Genomic DNA, 12,213 nt, shown 5'->3' with positions numbered 1-12,213 from the left:
CTTGAGAGTTTGAGCTCTCAAAACTGAGCAACGAGTGAGTAACAGGCCGAGACCTGATTTTGAAGCTTGCGCTTCATATTTGAATGTTTCCATCGCAGGAAACGATTCTCCATAGAAAGGAGGTGATCCAGCCGCACCTTCCGATACGGCTACCTTGTTACGACTTCACCCCAATCATCTACCCCACCTTCGGCGGCTGGCCCCCTTGCGGGTTACCCCACCGACTTCGGGTGTTGTAAACTCTCGTGGTGTGACGGGCGGTGTGTACAAGACCCGGGAACGTATTCACCGCGGCATGCTGATCCGCGATTACTAGCAATTCCGACTTCATGCAGGCGAGTTGCAGCCTGCAATCCGAACTGAGACCGGCTTTTCTAGGATTTGCTCCAGATCGCTCCTTCGCTTCCCGTTGTACCGGCCATTGTAGTACGTGTGTAGCCCAGGTCATAAGGGGCATGATGATTTGACGTCATCCCCACCTTCCTCCGGTTTGTCACCGGCAGTCTGCTTAGAGTGCCCAGCTTGACCTGCTGGCAACTAAGCATAAGGGTTGCGCTCGTTGCGGGACTTAACCCAACATCTCACGACACGAGCTGACGACAACCATGCACCACCTGTCTCCTCTGTCCCGAAGGAAAGGTCTATCTCTAGACCGGTCAGAGGGATGTCAAGACCTGGTAAGGTTCTTCGCGTTGCTTCGAATTAAACCACATACTCCACTGCTTGTGCGGGTCCCCGTCAATTCCTTTGAGTTTCAGTCTTGCGACCGTACTCCCCAGGCGGAATGCTTAATGTGTTAACTTCGGCACCAAGGGTATCGAAACCCCTAACACCTAGCATTCATCGTTTACGGCGTGGACTACCAGGGTATCTAATCCTGTTTGCTCCCCACGCTTTCGCGCCTCAGCGTCAGTTACAGCCCAGAGAGTCGCCTTCGCCACTGGTGTTCCTCCACATCTCTACGCATTTCACCGCTACACGTGGAATTCCACTCTCCTCTTCTGCACTCAAGCTCCCCAGTTTCCAGTGCGACCCGAAGTTGAGCCTCGGGATTAAACACCAGACTTAAAGAGCCGCCTGCGCGCGCTTTACGCCCAATAATTCCGGACAACGCTTGCCCCCTACGTATTACCGCGGCTGCTGGCACGTAGTTAGCCGGGGCTTTCTTCTCAGGTACCGTCACTCTTGTAGCAGTTACTCTACAAGACGTTCTTCCCTGGCAACAGAGCTTTACGATCCGAAAACCTTCATCACTCACGCGGCGTTGCTCCGTCAGGCTTTCGCCCATTGCGGAAGATTCCCTACTGCTGCCTCCCGTAGGAGTCTGGGCCGTGTCTCAGTCCCAGTGTGGCCGATCACCCTCTCAGGTCGGCTACGCATCGTCGCCTTGGTAGGCCTTTACCCCACCAACTAGCTAATGCGCCGCAGGCCCATCCACAAGTGACAGATTGCTCCGTCTTTCCTCCTTCTCCCATGCAGGAAAAGGATGTATCGGGTATTAGCTACCGTTTCCGGTAGTTATCCCTGTCTTGTGGGCAGGTTGCCTACGTGTTACTCACCCGTCCGCCGCTAGGTTTATTAGAAGCAAGCTTCTAACGAACCCCGCTCGACTTGCATGTATTAGGCACGCCGCCAGCGTTCGTCCTGAGCCAGGATCAAACTCTCCAATAAAGACCAACCGTGGTTGGTTATAGAAAGAGCGATTAGCTCATTTGAAACTGACGAGATAAAATATCTCATTGTTGATTTTGCGAACAAAATCATTCACTCACTCGTTGTTCAGTTTTCAAAGATCAAACATTTCATGTTCGCCTTAGGTTTTATCCCTCAGCAACTTTTATAGTATATCATGTTCCCCAAGATGATGTCAACACTTTTTTTTTCAAAAAATACTTTTTCTCTTTTTCGACAACACTTGAAGCGACAAGAAATAATATATCATACTTTTATTATAATTCGCAACCCTTTTTTTAAAAAAAATAATTAAGTCTCAATACACTCAATATAAAGCTCTCTTTGAAGCATCAAGTTAATAATTTCTCCATTTACTTGAACCAACGGACGAGTCGGGTGATCTCGATCAGCAAATATAATTTCCCCTATACGATTATCATTAAGGCGCACTTTGGTCCCGTTGTTAAATTGGGTGAGCTTGTGAATAAAAACCTGTACTACACTTGGGTCCAGCTTGCCAAACGATTCTGATTTGATTTGCTCCAGAACCAGATATGGTGATTGGGCAGGTCGATATGTCTTCTCCAGCGTCATGGCATGAAATACATCAGCCACTCCGACAATTTTAGCGTAAATGTGGATTTGTTCCCCTTTGAGCCGCAATGGATATCCGGTACCATCCACTTTTTCATGATGCTGAAGGGCAGCCAGGCGCACACCCTCGTTAATGGCCTTCACATTTTTGAGCAACTGATATCCTAGTGAAGTATGACGACGAATCTCCTCTTGCTCCTCCCCAGTTAATGCGGAAGGCTTGTAGAGGATGGCTGGGTCCATCTTGGCATTTCCAATATCATGAAGCAAACCGGCGAAGGCAACCTGCATCCAGTCCTTTTGAGGCAAACCAATCCACTGCGCAATGGAATACGAAGTAAGTGAGGTCAAAACAGCATTGTGAAAAATATAATCAACTTCGATCATGGATCGGGGAATGAATGTCATTACGTTATAGCGCTGTATGTGCACCAGTAAGGACTCCAGCTGTCCCCGCAGCTCAAATATAGATAAATTAGAGACGAGTACGGATTGGAATGCACTCTTAACAAGCATCACCATTTTGTCATATTCATCCTGGAATTGTGCAAACTCATCTCGCTCATCTAATGAGAATACTTGTGATTCAGCTGTTGCAGATTGAACAGTAGCATGTTCGCCATCGGAAGCCGTATAATCATCCGTTCCTACCTCTACTTGCTGGATCAGGAACGCCTGTAAAATCTCCAAGTCACGGGGCAATAGAATGCGCCCTTTCGGTAACAGCAAGCTGCCCATTTCAGTAAATACATCGCTTTGTAGTCTAAGCCCTGCTTTTAATTCGGATACGGGTACAGTTGTCATGGTCAACCTCTCTGTTCTCACAACAGCTGCTCCAGCTGCCAGTTTATGATGTCATTATATTACTTGGAAATGGTCCTGTACATTCATTTTATGCCGTTTTAAGTTTTACCCGTCTGAATTCATTGTCCGAAAAAGAAAAGACTCCCTGACCAAAATAGCCAAAGAGTCTCCTCCATCATTTAAAAAATCCTGTAACCACTTGTGTAGTATGGGTGGCTTCTTATTCGTTCTCAGAAGACTCTGATTCACTGCCTTCTGTATCTTCTGTATCCATATCAAGAACAGGTTCAGCACCTGACGGAGACGTATCTCCACTGGCTTCCCCGTCCTCTAATAGCTCTTCAAGCAGTTCATCCTGCTCCTCATTCTTGTTCGCACGACATACAGTAGCAACCGAATCATCCTCGCGGATGTTGATCAGCCTTACCCCTTGTGTATTGCGGCCCATTGTAGAGATTTCGTCCATACTGGTCCGAATCAGAGTACCACTGGCTGTAATGATCATCAGATCCTCTTCGGTTTTTACAACTTTGAGGCCGACAACCGGACCATTTTTATCCGTTACATTAATCGTCTTAATTCCCTTACCTCCGCGGCTTTGGATACGATAATCTGCTACAGGGGTACGTTTGCCGTAGCCTTTGGCCGTTACAATCAGGATATCCAGGTCGGTATCTACGACATCCATACCTATTACAGCATCACTCTCATCGAGGCTGATTCCTTTAACCCCGGTAGCACTACGGCCCATAGACCGTACATCGCTCTCATGGAAACGAATCGACATCCCTTCTGCCGTACCGATGATCATTTCCTGCTGTCCGTCCGTCAGCTTTACTTCGATCAGGGCATCATCTTCACGCAAGTTAATGGCAATCAAGCCACCTTTGCGAATATTAGCATAGTCGTCGAGCGGCGTCTTTTTGATAATCCCTTGTTGGGTCGCAAAGAACAGATAACTATCCTCAACGAATTCCTCAATTGGAATAACCGCGTTGATCGACTCGCCCTGTTCAATCTGAATCAGATTGATAATCGGTGTTCCCCGGGCTGTCCGACTGAGATCAGGAATCTCATAAGCCTTAATCCGATAAACCTTGCCCTTATCGGTGAAGAATAACAAGTGATGATGCGAATTCGTAATAAACAGATGCTCTACGAAGTCCTCGTCCTTGGTATCCATACCCACTACGCCACGACCACCGCGTTTTTGACTGCGATAGGTAGTAACGGGAAGGCGTTTAATATATCCGGTATGGGTTACAGTAATAATAACATCTTCACGAGGAATAAGATCCTCATCCAAAATGCTCTCTTCACCTACTGTAATTTCAGTACGACGCTCATCAGCAAAACGATCTTTAAGCTCATTCAGCTCTTCGCTAATGATGTTAAGCACCAAGTGCTCGTTGGCTAAAATTTCGCGATATTCGGCAATCTTTTGTATTAACTCGTTATATTCATTCTCGATCTTCTCTCGTTCCAAACCGGTTAAGCGTTGCAAACGCATATCGAGAATAGCCTGGGCCTGCTCGAGAGTGAGTGAGAAACGCTCAATCAGTCCTTCACGAGCTGCTTCTGCAGTTTGGGAAGAACGAATCAAGGCAATAACTTCGTCCAGATGGTCAAGAGCAATCCGCAAGCCTTCCAAAATATGTGCTCTAGCTTCGGCTTTCTTGAGATCAAATTCTGTCCGACGACGAATAACTTCAACCTGATGTTTAAGATAATAATACAAGACATCTTTCAGGTTCAAAATCTTCGGCTCGTTATTTACAATGGCCAGCATATTAATACCAAAATTGGACTGCATGGCCGTATGTTTAAACAAATTATTCAGAACAACGTTCGGGTTCACATCCCTACGCAATTCAATAACAATACGCATACCTGTACGGTCCGATTCATCCCGAAGATCCGTAATGCCCTCAATACGCTTGTCACGCACCAATTCAGCAATCTTCTCGACCAGACGAGCCTTGTTCACTTGGTAAGGCAGCTCATGCACGATAATCCGTGCTTTATTGCCAATTTCCTCTATGGTGGTCTTTGCCCGCATGGTCACAGATCCGCGGCCCGTTTGGTACGCCTGACGAATGCCAGAGCGTCCTAAGATATAACCTGCTGTCGGAAAATCCGGCCCTTGAATATAATCCATAAGTTCCATCGGCGTAATATCAGGGTTTTCGATCATTGCCTGCACACCGTTGATAACCTCGCCCAAGTTATGCGGAGGAATATTGGTAGCCATTCCGACTGCAATCCCGCCAACGCCGTTGACCAGCAAGTTAGGATAACGTGCAGGCAACACGACGGGCTCACTTTCTTCACCGTCATAGTTCGGCATGAAATCAACGGTCTCTTTGTTCAAATCACGCAGCATTTCCATTGCAATCTTCGATAATCGCGCTTCAGTGTAACGCATCGCAGCCGCCATATCTCCATCAACGGAGCCAAAGTTGCCGTGTCCGTCCACCAGCATATATCGCAAGGAAAAATCCTGCGCCATCCGCACCATCGTATCATATACAGCCGTATCACCATGAGGATGATATTTACCGATAACTTCGCCGACGATTCTTGCTGATTTTTTGTAAGGTTTGTCTGGCGACATGCCCAGCTCGGACATCGCGTACAAAATACGACGGTGTACCGGCTTTAGTCCATCCCGCACATCAGGCAAGGCACGGCTAACAATAATACTCATGGCATAATCCATAAAGGATTCGCGCATTTCCACTCCGATATCCCTGTTGATGATCTGCGGGTTATTTTGATCGGCCATGCTGGTCCTCCTTCTCGTCCTTCAATACATTGCTCTCTATGTGAAAAGCCTAACAAGATAATGCCTGTATACGCTGCTCTCTGCGCAGGATTTTGGCTGAAACCCTCATCTGTATAATTATATTACTTTCACAAAAAGAGCACAATTAAACGCCTCTGTCCCCTTTACAGCGTAAATCCCTCGTCTGCCTCTTCCTCCAGAAGCAAATAGCTATTCCCCTACATCACTAACAAGCCCTGATTATAACAAATTCCCCTGAGCTGGGGATTAGCCCCCACCATAAGGACCTTTTCCACATACAATACGTATACGGAGCAAGATTCCGAAAAACGCCGTATTTCTCTATTATATCATTGTTTTCCGCGCTTGTCCTTTGGTTTCCCTTGTTTTGTTAAAGTGTTGTTATTTCCAAGCATGTGACTCATATTACGAAAAGAAAGGGATGAGAATACTTGTCTATTCAGAGAGTAGCCAGTAAGTGGAGCAAAACAAATGCCATTCTCCCCAATCCGACGTTAGCCGCTTATATACCGGAGACACGTTTGTACACATTCGAGCACTTGAACGAAATGTTAGGGTTGTATGGAACTGTCTATATCAAGCCGGATAACGGTACTTATGGAAAAGGGGTGATGCGCGCAGAAAAACTCACAGAGCTGCTCCCGCCAACAGAAGGAGGAATCATCGAGGAGAGAACCTGGTACGTCCTTCGTTATGAGGTAGAAACGCTTACTTTTGAAAGCATGGAAGAACTGCATAAGGTAGTTTCTGCTCGCATACGGAAGCGTCCATATCTGATCCAACGCGGGATTCCCCTTCTTCAGTACGAAGAACGTTCTTTTGATCTACGGGTATTAACACAGATGAACTTGAGAAAACAATGGGAAACGACGCTTATTATAGGACGTATAGCTGCTCCTGACAAAGTCGTCACCAATCATCACAGCGGTGGCACTGTACGCTTTTTCAATGAACTTGTAGCACCCTATCTGGATGTGAAGGAAGCAGTGCGTCTGGAGCAAAAATTATCGAAAATGGGCGAACGGGTAGCCTGGCAGCTGCAAAAAAAATACCCTCAGCTAAAGGAAATTGGATTGGACGTGGGACTGGATCAGCAGATCTATCCGTGGATTTTGGAGGTTAATACGAGACCAGCCATTAAAGTCTTTTCTTTCCTTCCAAACAAAAGTCTTTATCATAAAATATTCAGATATGCTGTAGGCTATGGCCGTTATTCATCATCCACGGGCCAGCCTGCACGCTCTAAGAAAAAGGCCTAGAGCATTGACATTAAGTATTCAAGTTCCCTCAGGCTGGTTAATGAACAAGAAAAGGGACGCCGTTTGGGCGCCCCTTGGTATTGAATAACAAGCAAATAACACATTGGCTAAGATGAGAATATTACACATTAAAAATCGAGATTTTTCACATACTTAGCATGTTCCTGGATAAAGTCGCGGCGCGGTTCTACATTATCTCCCATTAGGGTGTTGAACAGTGTATCTGCCAGCATCGCGTCATTAATGGTTACCTGTAGCATGGTGCGGCTCTCAGGGTCCATTGTCGTTTCCCACAGCTGTGTCGCGTTCATCTCGCCCAAACCTTTATAGCGCTGTACATTGTACTTCGCATTTTCTCCAAATTCCCTGATGATCTCATCGCGTTCCGCCTCGGAGTTCGCATAACGTACAACTTTGTTTCGCTCTACCTTGAATAGCGGTGGCTGAGCGATATAAATATAGCCTGCATCAATGATTTTACGCATATACCGATAGAAAAACGTCAGCAGCAGCGTGCGAATATGAGCACCATCGACATCCGCATCCGTCATGATAATGACTTTGTGATAACGTGCTTTGGCAATGTCAAAATCGTCTCCGATCCCTGTACCCATTGCAGTTACCATCGACCGAATTTCATCACTGGACAAAATGCGATCCAGGCGTGCCTTCTCCACGTTCAGGATTTTACCGCGAATCGGCAAAATAGCTTGAAAGTGACGATCACGGCCCTGTTTGGCCGATCCGCCCGCTGAATCACCTTCGACGATGTACAGCTCACTAATCGAAGCATCCTTGGAGGAGCAGTCCGCTAGCTTGCCGGGAAGAGAGCTGATTTCCAGCGCACTTTTACGACGCGTCAACTCCCGTGCTTTGCGGGCTGCTTCACGGGCACGGGCTGCTTGAAGGGATTTATCAACTACGCGGCGAGAAACAGATGGGTTCTCCTCCAGAAATTCCTGAAGTTTCTCAGCGAACAGGGATTCGACAATCCCTCGTACCTCGCTGTTACCCAGCTTTGTTTTGGTCTGACCCTCAAATTGCGGTTCCGGGATTTTGACGGAGATAATCGCCGTCAGCCCTTCACGCACATCATCCCCGGTCAGGTTGGCATTGCTATCCTTAATCATGCCGTTTTTGCGTGCATAATCGTTAATAATCCGGGTTAATGCACTTTTGAAGCCAGATTCGTGTGTTCCGCCCTCATGCGTGTTGATATTGTTGGCGAAAGAATAAATATTCTCGGTATAGCTGTCGTTATATTGCAGCGCAACTTCGACCTGAATCATATCGCGTGAGCCTTCGACATAAATCGGCTGCTCATGCAGTGCTTCTCTCTGTTGATTCAAAAATTGTACGTATTCACTGATTCCGCCCTCGTAGTGGAATGTATCACTGGCACCTGTCCGCTCATCAGTCAGGCTGATCGCAATTCCTTTGTTCAGAAACGCCAGCTCACGAATCCGCGTTTGAAGCGTATCATAGTCATATACGGTTGTTTCTGTAAAAATTTGCTCATCGGGGTAAAATGTCGTCTGGGTTCCCGTCTCGTCTGTGTCACCGATAACTCTTACATCATACTGCGGCACACCACGATGGTACTCCTGTTCATACACATGTCCGTCCCGTTTGACACGAACGACCATTTTGCTGGAGAGAGCGTTCACTACGGATACACCAACCCCGTGCAGACCGCCAGAGACCTTGTACCCTCCGCCTCCGAATTTACCACCTGCATGAAGTACAGTCATAACGACTTCCAGCGCTGATTTTTTCATTTTGGCGTGCTCACTTACTGGAATACCGCGACCGTTGTCTGTAACGGTAACGCTATTATCCTCGTGAACGACAACTTGAATGCTGTCACAATAGCCCGCCAGCGCTTCGTCAATGCTGTTGTCCACAACTTCCCAGACCAAATGATGGAGACCTTTGGCACTCGTGGAGCCAATATACATCCCGGGACGTTTCCGAACCGCTTCCAGGCCCTCCAGGACCTGAATCTCGCCCGCATCATAAGACGGTTGATTCATAGACATGCCTTTCACCTACTTCTATAGATTTCTATGTTAAGCATTGGCAACAAACTGGTTTGCCCGCTTTTTGAGTGTTGTTGAGGAGATGGGGGAATAATACACCGTATTCTGTGTCACTACAATGGACTTGGCTTCCTCTTCGCCAATCATCTCGACATGCTTTTGCTGCTGGGCGTGGTTCACGTATTGCTTGGAGATTTTGGAGGATTTTTCAATCGAGATATCGAAAATAGCCACAAGCTCTGACGAGCGGATGATCTTTTCGCCACCCAGATGAATATACATATCGGTTACTCACTCCTTAGTATTCCACATGCCCGTCGTGGACGTGATAAATATTCGCATCCTTAAGTCGTTCCGCGTTCAAACTCTCAATCCCGGTCGCGGTGATAAAAGTCTGTACCTTGCTCTGGAAAGTTTCGATCAGCTGAGTTTGACGATAGGGATCTAGCTCAGACAAAACGTCATCCAGTAGCAGGACAGGATATTCACCAATTTCCTCATGAATTAATTCAATTTCGGCCAGCTTCAAGGACAGGGCTGTCGTCCGCTGCTGCCCCTGAGAGCCATACGTATGCACTTCTCTGCCATTAATGGCAAAGGCCAAATCATCACGATGGGGTCCCGCCAAAGTCATACCACGGCGGATTTCCTGTTCCCTCATTTGGGTTAACTTTATCATAAAACGCTCCAATAAGACAGCTTCATCTTCTTCCTCCGGCTCACTGAAGGAGGGAACATAGGATAATTTTAGCTCTTCAGTCCCCCCCGCGATTCCTTCATGAATGGCCTGAGCCCACCTTTGCAGCTTTGTTATAAATTGTTTCCGCTTTTTAACAATTTTAACACCATGCTCAACAAGTTGCTCGTTCCATACCTCCAGCATCAGTTGCACCGAGGCCATATCTTTCCCCCACGCTTGCTTGAGCAGGTTGTTTCGCTGAGCCAGTACCTTTTGATATTGCTGCAAATGATACAGATAGCCCGGAGCTACCTGTCCAATTTCCATGTCAAGAAACCGGCGGCGAACCCCCGGTGTTCCTTTGACAATTTCCAGATCCTCGGGCGCAAACATGACCACGTTTAACGAACCGATAAAATCACTCAGCTTTCGCTGCTCCAGTCCGTTGATCTTCGCTTTTTTACCATGTGTGGATAACGAAAGATCAAGCCTGATTTTCCCGTATTTTTTATCCACATCTGCAGCCAGATGGGTAGAAGCAGCCCCGAAAGAAATTAACTCCTTATCACGCGACGTTCTGTGGCTTTTGGTCAAAGCCAGCACAAAAATCGCCTCTACGAGATTCGTTTTGCCCTGGGCATTTTGTCCAATCAGCAAATTAACGGGCCCAAAATCACTCAGCTCCAGCTGTTCATAGTTCCGGTACTGCTGCAAAGCAATGTTGTTCACAAACACATAGGGTCCCCCTTGCTACTCCGTACCTAAAAGGAGTCCTTGCCGACTAGGCGATTATGCTCCTGTCGTAACCTCGAAACTTCCGTTGTCCTCTACTTCTACAGTATCGCCAGGGTACAGCTTTCTTCCCCGACGTTCTTCGGGCTCACCATTAACGCGAACTTGTCCCTCCTGTAAGAGGGCTTTGGCCATTCCACCTGTAGATACACAGTCAGCCAGTTTTAAAAATTGATCGAGCTTGATGTACTCGGTCTGTATCGCTATACGTTTCAAGGCTTGTTCATCCTTTCGTTTGTTCTCGGGTGGGTAATGCTACATGTTAGTTGGTTGTGCGGTATGGCAGGATAATGTACAGCGCATTACTGGAATCTGCCGGTTTTAAAATAATCGGGCTCATGATGCCAGTGAAAGCGATCGTCAACTGCTCACTGTCAATCACCTTCAGCACGTCGAGCATATATTTGGAGTTGAATGAGATTTTGAGTGGCTCTCCCTCAAATTTGGAGACAGTTACTTCCTCACGTACTTTACCAAGCTCAGAGGAGCTAGAGGAAATTTCCAGACCGCCATTTTCCAAAGACTGCATTTTTACAATATTCGTTTTTTCCTCACGGGACAGCAAATAAGCACGGTCGATAGACTCGCTCAAGCTTTTTGTATCCACAATCAGTTCTGTTTTGTAGGAGGTCGGAATAATCCTAGAAGTATCAGGATAGGTTCCATCCAGAATGCGGGAATAAAAGAGTACCCGGTCCACTTTGAAAAGCACCTGATTGTCCGCTACAACGATATCCACAAGCATATTTTGGTCCGGAATAATCCTACTCAGCTCATTCAGCGTTTTGCCTGCAATGACAACATTGCTAAAACGCAAGCCTTCAGATGATTCCAATCGAGCGCTGCGGGTGGCCAGGCGGTGGCGGTCCGTTGCTACAAACTTTAATTCTCCCTCAGCCAAATTCCATAATACCCCGGTCAAAATAGGTGTTGTTTCGTGGGTAGAAATGGAGAAAACCGTCTGTTTGATCATATTTTTGAGCAAATCACCTGGTACAGAGATAACCTGATTTTCTTCAATGTTGGGAAGCACCGGGAATTCCTCAGGGTCCAAACCAACGATCTGAATTTCAGTCGCACCGGACGAGATGAAGGTTTGGAACTGATCCTTCACCTCCATACGAATCTCTTGAGACGGCAGTTTTTTGATAATTTCGACAAAGAATTTGGCTGGCAGGACAACACTTCCGGGTTGTTCAACCTGAACGACAGTCTGGTCTCCATCCTCCATTGGAATAAAAGATTGAATAGAGATATCTGTGTCACTGGCCGTCAGTGTCACTCCTTGATGATTCACATCCAGCTTAATACCACTAAGAATTGGAATCGTAGTCCGGCTCGATATAGCTTTGGATACATGCTGTATAGCCTCGTTTAAAACGTTTTTCAGAATGCTGATCTTCATAAGTTCCTCCTACGGGTTTTATTCCTTCAAGCACGCGTTGGCGCGGGCCTTATTTAGGTGATGTATATCTTTAAAATATAGTAGTAATAGTAATAGGCGCACTGAATATGTGGATAAGTAGGTGTAAACCTAATAAAATCAAGCCTATCCACATGTGTATA

General features: G+C 46.7%; 8 protein-coding genes and 1 rRNA gene. 1 reads left to right on the top strand and 8 read right to left on the bottom strand.

Going from position 1 to position 12,213, the window contains the following annotated elements; translation table 11 throughout:
• Positions 1-115: 115 nt before the first annotated feature.
• From GCU48_RS10840 to gyrA, 3 genes are all read right to left on the bottom strand, one after another.
• Positions 116-1,671 (bottom strand): 16S ribosomal RNA (locus GCU48_RS10840).
• Positions 1,672-1,983: 312 nt separating this feature from the next.
• Positions 1,984-3,072 (bottom strand): HD-GYP domain-containing protein, encoded by a 1,089-nt coding sequence (locus GCU48_RS10835; protein ID WP_152382140.1) that lies wholly within the window; start codon positions 3,070-3,072, stop codon positions 1,984-1,986.
• Positions 3,073-3,292: 220 nt separating this feature from the next.
• The gene (gyrA, locus tag GCU48_RS10830) at positions 3,293-5,857 is read right to left on the bottom strand and encodes a DNA gyrase subunit A (protein WP_152380015.1); all 2,565 of its coding nucleotides are present in this window, start codon (positions 5,855-5,857) and stop codon (positions 3,293-3,295) included.
• Between the two features lie 452 nt (positions 5,858-6,309).
• On the opposite strand from gyrA, the gene GCU48_RS10825 reads away from it, so the two are divergent.
• Positions 6,310-7,137, top strand: coding sequence for a YheC/YheD family protein (locus GCU48_RS10825; RefSeq protein WP_152380014.1), 828 nt, complete (start codon positions 6,310-6,312; stop codon positions 7,135-7,137).
• Between the two features lie 128 nt (positions 7,138-7,265).
• Here GCU48_RS10825 and gyrB read toward each other — a convergent pair whose 3' ends face one another.
• The 5 genes from gyrB to dnaN are packed head-to-tail and all read right to left on the bottom strand — an operon-like array spanning position 7,266 to position 12,052.
• Entirely contained in the window at positions 7,266-9,176 is a 1,911-nt protein-coding gene (gene gyrB / locus GCU48_RS10820; RefSeq protein WP_025716025.1) for a DNA topoisomerase (ATP-hydrolyzing) subunit B, read from the bottom strand.
• A 30-nt stretch (positions 9,177-9,206) separates the two neighbouring features.
• Positions 9,207-9,458, bottom strand: a complete 252-nt coding sequence (gene remB, locus GCU48_RS10815; RefSeq protein ID WP_007433255.1) for an extracellular matrix regulator RemB — start codon at positions 9,456-9,458, stop codon at positions 9,207-9,209.
• Between the two features lie 16 nt (positions 9,459-9,474).
• The gene (gene recF / locus GCU48_RS10810) at positions 9,475-10,590 is read right to left on the bottom strand and encodes a DNA replication/repair protein RecF (protein ID WP_152380013.1); all 1,116 of its coding nucleotides are present in this window, start codon (positions 10,588-10,590) and stop codon (positions 9,475-9,477) included.
• Between the two features lie 54 nt (positions 10,591-10,644).
• Positions 10,645-10,863 (bottom strand): S4 domain-containing protein YaaA, encoded by a 219-nt coding sequence (yaaA, locus tag GCU48_RS10805; RefSeq protein WP_025716023.1) that lies wholly within the window; start codon positions 10,861-10,863, stop codon positions 10,645-10,647.
• A gap of 46 nt (positions 10,864-10,909) precedes the next feature.
• Positions 10,910-12,052, bottom strand: coding sequence for a DNA polymerase III subunit beta (gene dnaN, locus GCU48_RS10800; protein WP_152380012.1), 1,143 nt, complete (start codon positions 12,050-12,052; stop codon positions 10,910-10,912).
• Positions 12,053-12,213 lie beyond the last annotated feature (161 nt).

Source organism: Paenibacillus brasilensis (genome assembly GCF_009363115.1).
GTDB lineage: Bacteria > Bacillota > Bacilli > Paenibacillales > Paenibacillaceae > Paenibacillus > Paenibacillus brasilensis.
Note: the sequence above shows the minus strand (reverse complement) of the source record. Positions and strands in the feature narration are given on the sequence as shown.